General features: G+C 34.7%; 14 protein-coding genes. 13 read left to right on the forward strand and 1 reads right to left on the reverse strand.

Annotation, left to right across the window (positions count from 1 at the left end; all coding sequences use genetic code 11):
- Window positions 1-3 precede the first annotated feature (3 nt).
- From G7081_RS05745 to G7081_RS05765, 5 genes are all read left to right on the forward strand, one after another.
- Complete coding sequence (locus G7081_RS05745) at window positions 4-489, forward strand: dihydrofolate reductase (RefSeq protein ID WP_166008002.1); 486 nt, start codon at window positions 4-6, stop codon at window positions 487-489.
- A 148-nt stretch (window positions 490-637) separates the two neighbouring features.
- Window positions 638-2,503, forward strand: coding sequence for an asparagine synthase (glutamine-hydrolyzing) (gene asnB, locus G7081_RS05750; RefSeq protein WP_166008003.1), 1,866 nt, complete (start codon window positions 638-640; stop codon window positions 2,501-2,503).
- A 127-nt stretch (window positions 2,504-2,630) separates the two neighbouring features.
- The gene (locus G7081_RS05755) at window positions 2,631-4,151 is read left to right on the forward strand and encodes a UDP-N-acetylmuramoyl-L-alanyl-D-glutamate--L-lysine ligase (protein ID WP_166008004.1); all 1,521 of its coding nucleotides are present in this window, start codon (window positions 2,631-2,633) and stop codon (window positions 4,149-4,151) included.
- 1 nt (window position 4,152) lies between these two features.
- Entirely contained in the window at window positions 4,153-5,397 is a 1,245-nt protein-coding gene (locus tag G7081_RS05760) for a carboxylate--amine ligase (protein WP_166008005.1), read from the forward strand.
- A 5-nt stretch (window positions 5,398-5,402) separates the two neighbouring features.
- The gene (locus G7081_RS05765) at window positions 5,403-6,110 is read left to right on the forward strand and encodes an aspartate/glutamate racemase family protein (RefSeq protein WP_166008006.1); all 708 of its coding nucleotides are present in this window, start codon (window positions 5,403-5,405) and stop codon (window positions 6,108-6,110) included.
- A gap of 23 nt (window positions 6,111-6,133) precedes the next feature.
- Here the strand turns inward: G7081_RS05765 and trhA are convergent, their stop codons facing one another.
- Window positions 6,134-6,772, reverse strand: coding sequence for a PAQR family membrane homeostasis protein TrhA (gene trhA, locus G7081_RS05770; RefSeq protein WP_166008399.1), 639 nt, complete (start codon window positions 6,770-6,772; stop codon window positions 6,134-6,136).
- A gap of 125 nt (window positions 6,773-6,897) precedes the next feature.
- Here trhA and G7081_RS05775 point away from each other — a divergent pair, with 125 nt between their 5' ends.
- The 8 genes from G7081_RS05775 (at window position 6,898) to G7081_RS05810 (ending at window position 15,857) form a co-directional block, all read left to right on the forward strand.
- Complete coding sequence (locus G7081_RS05775; protein ID WP_166008007.1) at window positions 6,898-7,737, forward strand: DegV family protein; 840 nt, start codon at window positions 6,898-6,900, stop codon at window positions 7,735-7,737.
- A gap of 64 nt (window positions 7,738-7,801) precedes the next feature.
- Complete coding sequence (locus G7081_RS05780; RefSeq protein ID WP_166008008.1) at window positions 7,802-8,686, forward strand: GDSL-type esterase/lipase family protein; 885 nt, start codon at window positions 7,802-7,804, stop codon at window positions 8,684-8,686.
- Entirely contained in the window at window positions 8,687-9,301 is a 615-nt protein-coding gene (locus G7081_RS05785; protein ID WP_166008009.1) for a YpmS family protein, read from the forward strand.
- Window position 9,302: 1 nt separating this feature from the next.
- Entirely contained in the window at window positions 9,303-9,521 is a 219-nt protein-coding gene (locus G7081_RS05790; RefSeq protein ID WP_166008010.1) for a YozE family protein, read from the forward strand.
- Window positions 9,522-9,849: 328 nt separating this feature from the next.
- A complete protein-coding gene (locus G7081_RS05795; protein WP_166008011.1) occupies window positions 9,850-11,643 on the forward strand; it encodes an acyltransferase family protein in 1,794 nt (597 codons plus the stop codon).
- Between the two features lie 108 nt (window positions 11,644-11,751).
- Entirely contained in the window at window positions 11,752-12,798 is a 1,047-nt protein-coding gene (locus G7081_RS05800; RefSeq protein ID WP_166008012.1) for an AI-2E family transporter, read from the forward strand.
- A 53-nt stretch (window positions 12,799-12,851) separates the two neighbouring features.
- Complete coding sequence (locus G7081_RS05805; RefSeq protein ID WP_166008013.1) at window positions 12,852-14,021, forward strand: MFS transporter; 1,170 nt, start codon at window positions 12,852-12,854, stop codon at window positions 14,019-14,021.
- A gap of 117 nt (window positions 14,022-14,138) precedes the next feature.
- Window positions 14,139-15,857, forward strand: a complete 1,719-nt coding sequence (locus tag G7081_RS05810; protein ID WP_202982256.1) for an ABC transporter ATP-binding protein — start codon at window positions 14,139-14,141, stop codon at window positions 15,855-15,857.

Genomic DNA, 15,857 nt, shown 5'->3' on the forward strand with positions numbered 1-15,857 from the left:
ACTATGTTAGCAGCTATTTGGGCACAAGATTTAAATGGCTTAATTGGAAAAGAAAGTAAATTGCCATGGCATTTACCGAATGATTTAGCATTCTTCAAAAGAACGACAGAAGGTCATACTATAGTTATGGGGCGGACGACTTTTGAAGGTATGGGCAAACGCGCCTTACCAAATCGTCAAACGGTTGTTCTAACATCGGATAAATCATACGTAGCTGACAATGCCATTGTGATGCACAGCAGTGATGAAGTTTTAGCCTATGCTGAAAAATATGATGGCACAACGTTTATTACAGGTGGTTCTAAAGTCTACCAACAGTTTTTACCGTTATGTGACCGTTTGTATCGGACGGTTATCGAGTCGGAATTTGAGGGCGATGCTTATTTCCCTGATTTAAACTTAATGGGTTGGTCATTAATAGATACAACTGAAAATGAACCTGATGAGAAAAATAAATTTGCTCATCGTTTTGAAATTTTTGAAAAATAAGACCGGTTTTGGTCTTTTTTTCTTGAATCTTAAGAGATTCTTATCCAGTCAATTAATTGATGGTGAAAATAAAATATGATATACTCCAAAAGATATAGTTAAACTATTATTAATATAAAATAATGAACAAAGATAGGAAGATGTTTATATGTGCGGAATTGTTGGATTTGTAAATGCTAAAGACAATAAATCAGCGATTATTGAAGATATGATGAGTACAATCGTTCACCGTGGACCGAATAGTTCTGGTGAATTTTGTGATGACCAAGTTGCCCTAGGTTTCCGTCGTCTAAGTATTGTTGATTTAAGTGGTGGGTCACAACCAATTTTTAACGAAGATGATAGTAAAGTCATCATTTTTAATGGTGAGATTTACAATTATAAAGAGTTACGTGAAGATTTAATTGCTAAAGGCCATACGTTTAAAACGACGGCTGATACGGAAGTTATCTTACACGGATATGAAGAATATGGTGTTGATATTGTCAAACAATTGCGTGGTATGTTTGCTTTTGCCATTTGGGATCGCAACACTCAAGAATTATTTGGTGCTCGTGACCACTTCGGTATCAAACCTTATTATTACGCTGAAATGAATGGAACATTTATGTTTGGTTCAGAGATCAAGAGTTTCTTAAAACACCCTGATTTCAACAAAGAATTAAATAAAGAAGCGTTAAAACCATATATGACATTCCAATATTCAGCTTTAGAAGAAACATTCTTCAAAGATGTTTATCGTATTCCAGAAGGTCATTATTACACGTATAAAAATGGTCAGTTAACGATTGAAAAATATTGGGATGCTGAATTCACTGAAGATAAGATGTCATTTGAAGAAGCTGTTGATTTAATTGAAGAAGCAGTATCAGAATCAGTTGAAGCTCATAAAACAGGTGAGGTTAATATCGGAGCTTTCTTATCAAGCGGGGTAGACTCAAGTTATGTAGCGGCGGTATTACGTCCAGAAAATACGTATTCAATCGGTTTCGGTGATGAGTCTTATAATGAGTCTCACGAAGCGAAACGTTTATCTGACAAATTAGGTTTAAACAACACATCTAAAGTTGTAACCGGTGAAGAAGCCTTTGATTATTTCCCATTAATCCAATACCACTTAGATGAGCCAGATTCAAACCCTTCATGTGTGCCGCTTTATTTCTTAGCTGAAATGGCTGTTAAAACATCGACGATTTGTTTCTCTGGTGAAGGTGCCGATGAATTATTTGCTGGTTACCAAAATTATGGTTTTAACACACGTTCTAAACCTGTTCGTGTTTTAGCAGAACAATTGAAAAAATTACCTAAATCAGCTCGCTATTCAATTGCGCGCTCAATTAAAAAAGCACCTGATTTCAAAGGTAGTATGCACTTGTATACATCACTTGCGCCAGCTGAAGATTTCTTCATTGGACAAGCGGAAGTTTTCAAAAACAATGATGCTGATGAATTCTTAACTGCTGATTATCAAAATAGTGTATCGACAAAAGAAATCGTTGATCGTCAATACAAAAAAGTTAAAGACTTATCTGAAGTTAAAAAAATGCAATACTTAGATTTACACCAATGGATGCCGAAAGACATCTTATTGAAAGCTGATAAATTAAGCATGGCTCATTCATTAGAGTTACGTGTGCCGTTATTAGATGTCCGTATGATGGAATTAGCGCAACGCATTCCAACAAAACACTTGTTGAATGCTGAAAATACTAAATATGCATTCCGTAAAGCTGCGAATCGTCACTTGCCAGATGAGTGGGCGGATCGTGAAAAACTTGGTTTCCCAGTTCCAATCAAAGATTGGTTGAGAACAGAGAAGTTCTACCAACAAGTTCGTGAGATTTTCTCTCAAGACTTTGTTTCAGAATTCTTTGACCAAGCTAAAATTATTGAATTATTAGATGATAACTACAACGAGAAAAATGATGAACGTCGTAAAATTTGGACAATCTTCACATTCTTAACGTGGTATAAAATCTATTTCATTGATGGCGAAAAACCAACTGTTGCTTAAATTAATTAAAACCACAAATCTTTGGATTTGTGGTTTTTTATTGTCATAGAATAACAGTAGTTTGGCTTTTATTTTCAAGATTTCTTATGGTATAATTAGGAAATATAAAGAGAGGTGTGAAGACACTATGTTATCGTTTAACCAAATGATTAATTTATTAACTGAACATCAGTTGTTAAAAGAATATATTTCGAACGGCGTATGGCACTTTACGCCAACTGCAGACTTAGATGATAAAACTATTAAACATATCACTTACGATTCGCGAGCTGTTACAGAAGGTAGTTTGTTCTTCTGTAAAGGTTTAGCTTTCAAGGTGGACTATTTAGAACAAGCGTTAGCGCAGGGAGCTAGTTTCTATGTGACTGAAAAGAATTATGAACTTGAGACGGACGCTATCGGGATTGTTGTAACAGACATCAAAAAAGCAATGGCTGTTATTAGTATGGCCTTTTATAATTATCCTCAAGACGATTTAAAAATTATTGCCTACACGGGAACAAAAGGTAAAACTACAGCTGCTTACTTCTCTAAATTTATTTTAGATGTAGCGACACAATCAAAAACAGCATTGCTTTCAACAATGGAAACAATTTTAGATGGTAAAACTGCAACTAAATCACTATTAACAACACCAGAAGCTGTCGATTTATATCGAATGATGGCAGAGGCTGTTTCAAATGGCATGACCCACTTGGTGATGGAAGTATCGTCGCAAGCTTACAAAACACAACGTGTTTATGGTTTGGATTTTGATGTGGCGATTTTCTTAAATATTTCAGAGGATCATATTGGTACGATTGAACATCCAGATTTTGATGATTATTTCTATTGCAAACGTCAACTTATGACACATGCTAAAGAAGTCATTATTAATCGCAACTCAGATTTTGTTGAGATTATCGAAGAAGTGAGTCAACAAGCAGGGGCTAATGTGACAACGTATGGTGATGACTCAGTGGAAGCTGATTACACATTTGTATCATCAGCAGAAGGTAAAGGAAAATTCGTTGTGACGTCGACCCAGGATTCGTTAAACCTTTCAGGTGATTATCAAATCAACCTTTTAGGTGACTTTAATCAAGGGAATGCTTTGAGCGCAATGATTGCTACTGCCTTAGTTGGTGCAACATCGGAATCTATGATAACTGGTTTAGAATTAGCTAAAGTGCCAGGTCGCATGGATACAGTGACAACTAATAAAGGTGTTCCAATCTACGTCGACTTTGCACATAACTTGTTAAGTCTACAGACTTTACTAAGTTTCGTAAAAAAAGAACATGCTGATCGCCGACTAGTCGTTGTTATTGGTAGTACCGGTGGCAAAGGGGAATCACGTCGGAAAGATTTCGGAAATGTGTTATCAGAGTTGGCAGATGTTGCTATCTTAACAAGTGACGACCCAGGAACTGAATCTGCTAAAGATATCGCGGCAGAAATTGAATCGTATTTATCAGATCGGGTAGAACGTCTAACTGAATTGAACCGCGCTTTTGCGATTAAACATGCTCTTGAAACAGCAACGGAAAAAGATGTAATTGTTTTAGCTGGTAAAGGATCAGATAAGTATCAAGTTATTGGAACAGAGAGAACGCCCTATGAAGGGGATTTAGAAATCGCAACTAAGTTAATCGAAGGTGGGTTATAATATGACAGAAACAATTAAAAATAAATTTCAACCAATTTTATTAGGTAGTGATATTAATGTTTATGGGATGGCTCGTTCTTTTTATGAAGAATTCGGCGTTATTTCTGAAGCCTATTCATCAGCTGCTTTAGCACCAACTAAACACAGTAAACTTGTGAATGTTAATGTCTTTCCGGGTTTCCACGAAGATCCAACATTTATTGAAACCATTCGCAAAATTGTGAAACAACGTCCTAAAAATGACGTTCAATATGTTTTAATTCCTTGTGGAGATGGTTATGCAGAGTTAGTGTCTAAACATCGTGAAGAGTTATCAAAAGATTTTATTTGTACAGCGATTGATCATGAACTGTTTATGACTTTAGCAAATAAAGTAAGTTTCTATGAAACTTGCGAGAAATACAATTTACCATATCCTAAAACATTAATCGTTACCCAAGACATGGTTAAAGAAGGTGAATCATTAAAAGTTCCTTTCGACTTCCCAGTAGCGCTTAAACCAGCTGATAGCGTGATGTATTTAGATGCTGATTTTGAAGGACGTAAAAAAGCGTTCACTATCAAAGATCAAGCAGAATTCGATTTAATTTTAGGTCGTGTTTACAACGCTGGTTACACGGCTGAAATGATTTGCCAAGACTTTATTCCTGGTGATGATTCAAACATGCGCGTGTTAAATGCTTATGTTGATAAAGACAGTAACGTTCGTATGATGTGTCTAGGTCATCCTTTATTAGAAGATCCAACACCAGATGCCATCGGTAACTATGTTGTTATTGCTCCAGATTATAATGATGATATCTACAAACGTATTAAATCATTCTTAGAAACGATTAACTATACTGGTTTCGCTAACTTCGATATGAAGTACGACCCTCGTGATGGCGAATACAAATTATTCGAAATGAACTTACGTCAAGGACGTAGTAGTTTCTATGTGACATTAAATGGTTATAACTTATCGCGTTACATCATTCAAGATCGTGTTTTAGATATTCCGTTCGAAGAAACAATTTACGGAAATGGCGACATGTTATGGATGGGTGTTCCGAAGAAAATCTTTACAACATACGTTAAACCGAGCGAAGCTAAAGACAAAGCAAACCAGATGATTAAAGATGGTAAATGGGGGACAACAGTCTTTTATAAAAAAGATGCTAGTCCTAAACGTTTTGCATTGATGAAATACAGCTTCCACTTGTATCACAAGCGTTATAAACAATACTTTAAAGAAAATAAGGGGTAGATTCTATGAAAAACTTCTTTACTATTTTAGGCGGAATGGGTACTTTAGCAAGCGAGAGCTTTGTAAGAGTGCTAAATGAACGAACAGTTGCCAAAACTGACCAAGATTATTTGAATTATATTTTAGTTAATCATGCGAAAATTCCTGATCGTACTGCCTATATTTTAGGGAAGTCGACAGAGAGTCCAGTCGCTGCATTGATGGAAGATTTAAAACAACAAGATCAATTAAATCCGGATTTTTTTGTTCTAACATGTAACACAGCTCACACATTTTATGAGGAATTGACTGCTGTGACGGAGACGCCAATCTTCCACATGCCTCGTTTAGCTGCTGAAACCGTTCAAGCAAACTATAAAAAAAAGGGTGAGGCAGTCAAAGTTTGTTTACTAGCAACTTTAGGGACTGTTGATTCCGGCGTTTACGCTAAAGAGTTTGAGTCAGTAGAAGGTTATGACTTAGTTCTACCTGATGAGGATTTACAACAAGAAGTGATGAACTTAATTTATCGTGATATCAAAGAGCATAAGTTCTTAAACGAATCATTATTCAAAGATATTTTAGAACAAGTAACTACAACATTAGGTTGTGATGTAGCTATTCTAGGATGTACAGAACTATCATTGATGAACGAAGTGACAAAACATCGCTACCCAGTTGTTGATGCGCAATCAGTTTTAATTGATGAAACGATTAAACAAGCCAAAAAATAAGCAACCACCTTGTGGTTGCTTTTTTATGTGTATAAATAAATTGAAAAGAACATGAGGATTGCAGCTGCTAAAACAAAGAAATGCCAAATTAAGTGCATATACTTAATTTGTTGAAATTTATAAACAATAGCTCCTAAGCTATAGGTAACGCCACCGGCAACAAGTAAAGTTGTTCCGTTAAATCCTAAACCTTCATACAATGGTTTAACAGCAACTAAACAAAGCCAGCCCATTAGTATATATAAGATAACAACAGAGTTCCCTTTTTTACTTAAATAAATGGACTTATAGACAATGCCAATAATCGCTAGTAACCAAATGATGATAAAGAGTGACCAGCCTAGAACTCCTTTAATAGTGAGTAAACAATAAGGAGTGTAGGTTCCCGCAATTAACAAGTATATGGAGCTATGGTCAAAAACTTGAAAGACTTTTTCAGCTTTTGTAAAGGTTAAAGAATGGAAAAGAGTGGAAGCAAGGAATAATAAAATCAAGCTAGCACCATAAATCGAGTAAGCAACAATATGTATTGGTGAGTGTAGTTGAACTCCTTTAACGATCAAGAGAACAAGTCCTGCTACACTTAAACCAAAGCCGATACCGTGTGTCACAGCATTTAAAACTTCATGCGTTATTTCGTATTTCTTAGAATATTTTTCCATAGTTTTCTCCAATTCTAGCGACAAATATGTGAAAAATAAATCGCTTTCTGTTATACTTAATGCAACAGATTAATGTACTATCTATTCTACATTAATAATTTTTCTTTTTAAAGGTGGAATGCAAAATGTCTAAGGTAAAAATTGTTACGGATTCTTCATGTAACATGGTTGAAGGACTAGCAAAAAAATTAAATATTGAAATCATCTCATTGTCAACGATGATTGATGGCGTTATTTATAAAGACATGGATTTAACAGGAAAAGAGTTCATGACAATGATGGAAGGGGCTGAAGCACTTCCAAAGACAAGCCAACCACCAATTGGTGAGTTTGTTGAATTGTATGACAAACTTGGTGAAGATGGTAGTGATATCGTTTCTATCCACATGACTGATTTAATTAGCGGGACAGTTAATACTGCAGAACAAGCAGCTCAAATTTCTCAAAGTAATGTGACAGTCATTAATAGTCACTTTACAGACCAAGGATTAGCATTCCAAGTAATTGAAGCTGCTGAAATGGCAGAAGCTGGTGCTACAGCAGAAGAAATTATTGCTAAAGTTGAAAATGTTAGAGAAAATACTGAATTATATATTGGGGTAGCTTCATTAGATAACATGGTAAAAGGTGGCCGTTTGAGTCGTGCAACTGGTGTCATCACTAACTTATTTAACATTCGCGTAGTCATGCAAGTCTTACCTGAAAGCATGGAAACTCTTGTTAAAGGTCGTGGAGCCAAAGCTTTTACTAAATGGTTTAACGAATTAAAAGAAACGTTAGCCAATGAACCTGCTATTAAAAAAATTGCTATTACACATGCTGACGGCTTAGAAACTGTTACAAAATTCAAAGAAGAATTACAAACTATGTACCCAGATATGGAAATTCCTGTTTTGGATGCTTCATCAATTATTGCCACTCATACTGGTAAAGGTGCATTCGCGATCATGTTCTATAAAGATTAATGACTGCTGAAGCAGACCTTTAGAGGTCTGCTTTTTTACATCAGTTGAGAGAAAGGTGTTAAAAATGACAAAGTTAAAACACTACAAAAAAGAAATTCTATCATTCCTAATTCCCGCGATAGTTGTTTGTGCAGTCTTGTTGCTGGTTATTCCCAAAGCCCAACCTTTACTTGGTAAAGTAAGCAAAGAAAAGCAACCTGATACTAAAGTTGAGTTTGTAGCTATTGGCGACTCACTTACAGAAGGCGTGGGAGATACAACTGAAGAAGGGGGCTACGTCCCACTTTTGAAAAAAGCGTTAATTGAAGAAACTGTTTTGAAATCCGTAGGAACTGAGAACTTCGGAAAAAAAGGGGACACGACTAAACAAATCATTGACCGGATTGGTTCTGATTTAGGAATCCAAAAAGCAATTAAAAGCGCCGATTTTATCACTTTAACCGTGGGTGGTAATGATTTAATGGCCGTCATTACGAAGGAGTTAACCAATCATTTAGATAAAGAAACCTTTGTTGAGCCAGGAAAGAAATACATTGCTGACTTAACAGAGCTGTATGAAATGATCCGACAATTTAATCCTAATGCACCAATTTATCAGTTAGGTATTTACAATCCCTTTAATTTATCGTTTAGTGATATTAGCGAATTTAAAGATATTGTTACTAATTGGGATAAGCAAGCCCAAGCTGCGATGGAAAAGCAAAAAAACATTCACTTTGTTGAAATCAACGAGGAGCTTTCTAACGGTCGGAATGATTTAAAAGAGGATACTAAAAAAGAGGGTAATTCTCAGGAATTTTCTATTGATACTCTTAAAGAAGAAGAAACTAAAAATAATTTAATTTCTACCGAAGATAATTTTCATCCTAATAATTTAGGCTATCAATTGATAGCAAATCGTTTTAAAGAAGTAATCGTAAAAAACACACCAGAATGGGACGTGAAATAAATGACAGAGATAGAGAATAAAAAAACGAACATCTGGAAAACAGCTTTTCTTGTCCTCTTAGGGATTTTAGTGGGCTGCGCAGTCTTTCTATTCATTCAATTAGGAGGCGACCGTGAGGAAGAGTATCATAGCTCACAATCAACAGAAGAGATAACGGATGCAAGTTTTTCTGTGCAACTTGAAAAAGAACAAGTCAATAACTTGATTAGTTATTATTTAAATGATTTTTTAAAAGATTCAGGTGTTAAATATAAATTTTATTTAGAAGATCAAGCCTTATTAAACGGAACTTTTGATTTATTAGGATACGACATGCAGTTTTACCTATATTTTGATCCTTTCGTGATGGAGAATGGTGATATTAAATTAAAAGCGAAAGAATTATCAATTGGTAAGCTACCATTGCCAGTGTCTCAAGTTATGAAGTTTGCTAAGAAAAAATTTGACGTTCCTAATTGGGTTGAAATCGATACCGAGAATGAAACAGTTGTATTACATTTGAGTGATTTCCAAATGAAAAATAATATGAAGATTAAAGCAGAAAAGATCAACCTTATTGATGATGATATTCGTTTTGATGTTTATATTCCAACGGCAACGGAGGAAGATGAATAATATGAAACGAAGTTTTTACCACTATATTCTCACATTAAGAGGACCCAAAGTGACAGATGCCATAACTGAATTTGCAAATAATGTCGGAAATGATATTACGTTCCCTAAACATACTTCTGATTACGATGAAGTAAGTGATTACCTTGAATTATCAAGTAGTTACCTTTCTAGTATGGATATTTTTGATAAAACTTGGGAGTTGTATCTTGAAAATAATTAAGACCTAAACTATTTTAGGTCTTTTTTGATGTCTTTTATTACAGAAAACGCATAATATCAATGATTATAGATTTCTTTGTATTGTTTTGGTATTTTTTGTTACATAATTGTAAAAAACGTGATATACTGTAACACGTACAACAGGAAGTGCTTAAACAAATTATTTTTAACTCTATTGGACCTTATTTTCTAAATAAGTGTTCTTTTTTAATGGCATAACACGTTAGTATGCCAACAAATAAACCAATAAAATAACTTAAAAATTTAAAACTTCATGTGTATGGTTACAAAGACACTGGTGTCTAAATATCATATGGGAGGGGAAGACTGTGACAAAACCCAGTAACCACACAAACTATTTGCCCAGCATAGATGGCTTAAGGGCATTAGCTATTATTTTCGTCTTAATTTATCATTTTAAAATTCCTTTTTTCACCGGAGGATTTATCGGTGTTGATATTTTCTTCGTATTATCCGGATATTTAATAACTAGTAAACTCCTCAGTGAGTGGCGTTCACACCAAAAAATCGATTTAAAACGATTTTGGGTTAAACGGGTTAGACGATTAATACCTGCTGTTGCGGTATTATTGGCAGTTGTCTTGTTAGTCTGTTTCTTCCTTTATCCAAAAGTTTTTGAGAAAAGTTGGTTAGATGGTGTAGCGTCATTCTTCTATGTGAGTAACTGGTGGTACATTTTTAACGATGTGCCTTATTTCCAAACATTCGGGATACCATCACCTTTTAAACACTTATGGTCATTAGCGATTGAAGAACAATTTTATTTGATCTGGCCAATTGCATTTGCAACACTACTTAAGTGGCTAAAAAAACGCCAACATGTTTTAAAAGCCGTCTTAGTGAGCGGTCTGTTGTCAATTGGATTAATGTGGGTCTTATATAACCCAGAATCAATTGACCGTGTTTATTATGGAACGGACACAAGACTATTTACTTTGGCTTTTGGTTGTAGTTTAGCATTTATCTGGCCTTTCTATTTATTAGAAGATAACTTTAATACGAAGGAAAAAAGAATCATTGATAGTGTTGGAGTTGTTAGCCTGCTTGGCTTAATTACTTTAGCGTTCGTTCTAAGTGAGTATAAGAAAGTTTTATACCCAGGTGGTTTTGTCCTTGTTGGATTATTAGCCACTTTATTATTAGCGACAATTGTGCACCCATCTAGTCGCCTAGGAAAAGTTTTTTCACATCCTTGGCTGATTTGGTTGGGTAAGCGATCATATAGTATCTACTTGTGGCACTATCCAATTTTAGTTTTGACAACTCCTGTTAAAACAATTGGTACGTTGTATCCACTTTTGATGTTACTACAGTTAGCGTTAATTATTTTGGCAGCTGATATGTCATACCGATTCATTGAATTACCGTTCATTAGACATGGTTTCCGTGGGACAATTAAACTTTTGAAATCCAACTTAAAACGCATTGCTTTAACTATTTTAAAGTATATTTTACCAACTTTGATTCTAAGTACATCATTATTTGTTTATAGTGATTTCTTATCAAAAGGTAAATTTTTCTTTGAAAAAACTAAAGAGACGACTACAGTGACAGAAACGACAGAAACCGAAACTAAACCTGCTAAAAAAGAAGATATTACTAAGGTTTTAGCGTTGGGTGATTCGGTATTACTTGGTGCAAAAGAGGACTTAGAAGAGAAAGTACCTGGTATTGTTGTTGATGGCGTAGTGGGACGTCAGTTAGTTCAAGCGTCTGATTTAATAAAAGAGAAGTACTCAAATTATAACGATAAAGAAAGTGTGGTCTTTATTGAATTAGGGTCAAACAGTACTTTTGAAAAATCTGATTTAAATGCTTTGCTTAAGTTATTAAATAAAGCTCATGTCTACATTGTGAACACACGTGTTCCAAGAGATTGGGAAAAAGAAGTAAATAAAATGTTGGAAGAAGCAAGTCAGTCTCATTCCAACGTTCAATTAATCGATTGGTATAGTGTCGCTAAAAGTCATCCTGAAATTTTAGGTGATGACGGCATTCATTTAACCGATGAGGGCATTCCAACTTATGCAGATTTGTATGTAAAAGAATTGAATCATTACAATCTTAATTTAGGTGTTGCCGAAACAGTTGAAAAAGAATAATGCTAAACCGTCAGTTTGTAAAACAAACTGACGGTTTTTTTATGCATCAGCCTATAATTTTTATAAAAAATATGCGATAATTAATAGTAATTTACTGGAGGGGATAATTTGGAGCTAATCGAAAAAATAAAGGCCAATGACACGTGGCGTCGTTTCTTCGTCTTAATAATAATTTGTTCAATTTTATATTTAATTAAAGATATTATGAGTTTAATTTTGTTAACGTTTATTCTAACTTTTTTAATTACTCGTTTAGTTGGGTATGTTAATAAGTGGACTAAAATACCGAAGCGAATTTTGGCTGTATTTGTATATGTCGGGATTATCGTGATGCTCTATTTCTCAGCAACGATTTATATTCCACAATTAATTAATCAATCTGGTATGATGATTGATTCTGTTATTAAGTTCTATCAAAAACCTGATCAAAATAACGAATTTTTAGAGTGGATAAGTCAAAATATTAGTTTTGATGACTTACAAAAACAGTTAAGTTCTGGGGCTAAAGTGATTTTAAATTACGTTAGCAGTATCGGTTCAATGGGGATGACATTTGTGATGTCGTTCGTGCTAAGTTTCTTCTTCTGCATGGAAGAAGATTGGGTTAAGAGTTTCAGTCAACTATTCTTTAAAAGTAAGATTGGCTGGTTTAGCAAAGACGTAGCTTATCTTGGTAAAAAGTTTATCAATACCTTTGGTGTGGTTTTAGAAGCACAATTTGTTATTGCGTTAATCAATACAGGTTTAACAGTTGCGGGGCTCTATTTTATGAATTTCCCACAATTACTAAGTTTATCATTAATGATTTTCTTATTAAGTTTAATTCCTGTAGCAGGTGTTATTATTTCATGTATTCCTTTAACCTTAATCGGTTATACAGTGGGTGGCGTGAAAGATGTTGTTTATGTTTTGATTATGATTGCAATTATTCATATGTTTGAATCATATTTCTTAAATCCTAAACTAATGAGTAGTAAAACTGATTTACCAGTTTTTTATATCTTTATCATTTTAATGTTCTCTGAGCATTTCTTTGGGGTTTGGGGACTAGTAGTCGGAATTCCAGTAGTAGTCTTCCTATTAGACTTATTAGAAGTAAAATCGATGGAACGGAAGAAAATTCCAGTTCCTACATTACCAAAGTTAAAAGATTAAACGACTCTTAGGAGTCGTTTTTCATTCAAACGCAAAATAGAAGGAGTCTTATTATGACCAAACAAACCATTACAATGACTAAGCAGTTAACCTTTATCATGGCCTTAGTTTGCGGTATATCAATCGCAAGTCTTTATTACGTGCAACCGTTAGAAGGTATGATCGCCAATGAACTGGGAGTGCAAGTGGGACAAATGGGACTAGCCCCAACATTAAGCCAAATTGGTTATGCACTTGGGTTGCTATTAATTGTTCCTTTAGGGGATATTTTCCAACGCAAAAAATTGATTGTATTAATGTTAAGTTTAGTCAGCTTAGTTTTACTCGCAACAGGTTTAACCAGTAGCTACGCTGTTTTAATGCCGTTAATGTTAGCGATCGGATTAACATCAATTATTCCGCAACTGATTATTCCATTTGCAGGACAATTAGCTAAACCAGAAGAACGTGGTGCAGTTTTAGGAACTGTTACAAGTGGCTTATTAATTGGTATTTTATTATCAAGAACTTTTAGTGGTTTTATCGGTGAATACTTCGGTTGGCGTTCAGTTTATTATTCAGGGGTAGGGTTATCAGTTGTTCTGATTATTTTAGTAACATTTATATTTCCTAAAAACAAACCTGTTTCAAACTTGTCTTATGGGGCGTTATTAAAGTCACTACCCAAGTTATTCACGAGCCAACGAATTGTCCGTGAAAGTGCGTTTAATGGCTTCTTTATGTTTGGTGCATTTAGTATTTTTTGGTCAACATTAATTTTTTACATGGAAAGTCCCGTCTACAATATGGGATCGAAAGAAGTTGGTTACATTGGTTTAGTTGGAGTTATTGGCGCTTTAGCTTCAGTTTTAATGGGAAAAGTATCCGATAAACGCGGTCCACGATTTGGAGTAGGGTTAGGAAGTTTGATTTTAACCGGATCGTACTTAGTCTTATGGGCATTTGGAAGCAGCCTTGTTGGTTTAGTAATTGGTGTTATTTTATTAGATTTAGGTACCCAAAGCGCACAAGTTTCCAATCAATCTCGAATCCAATCTTTAGGAGATGAAAATCGTAGTCGTAATAATACAATTTTTATGTTCTCATATTTCGTCGGGGGTGCAAGTGGTTCATTATTAGGGTCATTCGCATGGCAAATTGGTGGTTGGAGTGCTGTTTGTATCTTAGGATTAATTTATGGCGCTATTGGATTATTTGGTCATTATGTGATCTATAAGAAATAAAGCTAACTTTAAACGTTAGCTTTATTTTTTATTAAAAACCAGGTCAAAATCCTTGAAAATTATCATGAAAATAGGTATTCTATTATAATCAACCCAATTTAGAAAGTAGGTTAATATATGTCTTTAATTATCAATAAAATGAAAGAAAAAAAGAGTTATTTACTAGGCTCATTATTGTTAACAATTGTTATTGTGACATCGCAATTATGGCAGCCTAAAGTCTTACAAAATATCTTTATTGCTATCGGAAACGATGATAAAGATGCAGTGATGACGCTTGGTGTAAAACTATTAGCGATTGCAGCGATGGGATTATTAGCAGGAGTCGCTAATACATTGATTTCAGCTGGAATGGCACGTGATGTGTCGGCTAGTTTAAGGAAAGATGGTTTCGAAAAAATCCAAACTTTCTCTTTCAGTAATATCGAAAAATTTTCAACAGGTAATCTTGTTGTTCGTTTAACAAATGATATTACCCAAGTTCAAAACTTAGTGATGATGATTTTACAAACATTACTACGTATTCCAATTTTATTCGTCGGTAGTTTTATTTTAGCAATGATGACATTGCCACAATTATGGTGGATCATTATTCTATTAGTTGTTCTAGTTTTAATTACTGTTGTCGGTTTATTCGGCGTTATGGGTAAACACTTCGGTATGATCCAAAAAAACCTAGATAGCGTGAATGGTATTGCTAAAGAAAACTTAGCAGGTATTCGTGTTGTTAAATCATTCGTTCAAGAAGAAGCTGAAGCGGAACGTTTTGAAGAAGTTAGTAATAAGTTAACGAAACACACAATTATTGTTGGGCGCCTATTCTCAATCATGATCCCAACGTTTACTTTAATTTCAAGTGTTGCAATTGCCTGTACTTTATTCTTCTCAGCAGATTTAGCGCGTGTTGATTTAGAAGTAATTGGTAAACTCCAATCGTTTATTCAATATTTAATGCAAATTATGATGACAATCATTATTGGTGGAATGATGACAATGATGGCATCACGTGCCTTCGTATCATTAGGTCGTATCAAAGAAATTTTAGAAACTGAGTCTGCTATTACTTTTGATGAAGAAAACGGTCAGCTAATTGAAAACGGAGATGTGTCATTCAACAATGTGACATTCCAATACGATGGAGACGAACGTCCTTCATTAGAAAATATTACGTTTGATGCTAAACACGGTGAAGTTGTCGGTGTGGTAGGGGCAACAGGTGCTGGTAAATCTACTTTAGCTCAAATGATTGCGCGAATGTATGATCCGAACGAAGGATCAATTGAGATCGGTCATGTTGACTTACGTAATACTAAGAAAGAGAACTTACGTGAATCAGTTGCTTTGGTTTTACAAAAAGCGATTTTATTCTCAGGTACAATTGCTGAAAACTTACGTCACGGTAAGAAAGATGCTGATTGTGATGATATGGTAAATGCTTCTAAAATTGCTCAAGCAAAAGAATTTATCGATCGCCAAGTAGATACTTATAGCGGTGTCGTTGAAGAACGAGGAGCTAACTTCTCTGGAGGACAAAAACAACGTCTATCTATCACACGTGGAGTCATTGGAAAACCAAAAGTTTTAGTCCTTGATGACAGTACAAGTGCTTTAGATGCTAAATCTGAAAAACTTGTTAAAGAAGCATTAGCGAAAGAATTAGACGACACAACAACCTTTATCGTCGCTCAAAAAATCTCATCAGTTGTTCAAGCAGATAAGATTCTTGTTTTAGATGATGGTAAGTTAGTTGCCCAAGGTACACATAAAGAATTAGTAGCAACAAGTCCTGTTTATCGTGAAATCTATGATACTCAGAAAGGAAAAGAGGTGGAGTAG

The organism is Vagococcus coleopterorum (assembly GCF_011303955.1).
GTDB lineage: Bacteria > Bacillota > Bacilli > Lactobacillales > Vagococcaceae > Vagococcus_D > Vagococcus_D coleopterorum.

Excerpts from the sequence above, each read along its gene's own strand:
- G7081_RS05755 (WP_166008004.1), top strand. The coding sequence starts at position 2,631 with ATGTTATCGTTTAACCAAATGATTAATTTATTAACTGAACATCAGTTG.
- asnB (WP_166008003.1), top strand. The coding sequence starts at position 638 with ATGTGCGGAATTGTTGGATTTGTAAATGCTAAAGACAATAAATCAGCG.
- G7081_RS05810 (WP_202982256.1), top strand. The coding sequence starts at position 14,139 with ATGTCTTTAATTATCAATAAAATGAAAGAAAAAAAGAGTTATTTACTA.
- G7081_RS05805 (WP_166008013.1), top strand. The coding sequence starts at position 12,852 with ATGACCAAACAAACCATTACAATGACTAAGCAGTTAACCTTTATCATG.
- G7081_RS05785 (WP_166008009.1), top strand. The coding sequence starts at position 8,687 with ATGACAGAGATAGAGAATAAAAAAACGAACATCTGGAAAACAGCTTTT.
- G7081_RS05745 (WP_166008002.1), top strand. The coding sequence starts at position 4 with ATGTTAGCAGCTATTTGGGCACAAGATTTAAATGGCTTAATTGGAAAA.
- G7081_RS05760 (WP_166008005.1), top strand. The coding sequence starts at position 4,153 with ATGACAGAAACAATTAAAAATAAATTTCAACCAATTTTATTAGGTAGT.
- G7081_RS05775 (WP_166008007.1), top strand. The coding sequence starts at position 6,898 with ATGTCTAAGGTAAAAATTGTTACGGATTCTTCATGTAACATGGTTGAA.
- G7081_RS05780 (WP_166008008.1), top strand. The coding sequence starts at position 7,802 with ATGACAAAGTTAAAACACTACAAAAAAGAAATTCTATCATTCCTAATT.
- G7081_RS05790 (WP_166008010.1), top strand. The coding sequence starts at position 9,303 with ATGAAACGAAGTTTTTACCACTATATTCTCACATTAAGAGGACCCAAA.
- G7081_RS05765 (WP_166008006.1), top strand. The coding sequence starts at position 5,403 with ATGAAAAACTTCTTTACTATTTTAGGCGGAATGGGTACTTTAGCAAGC.
- trhA (WP_166008399.1), bottom strand. The coding sequence starts at position 6,772 with ATGGAAAAATATTCTAAGAAATACGAAATAACGCATGAAGTTTTAAAT.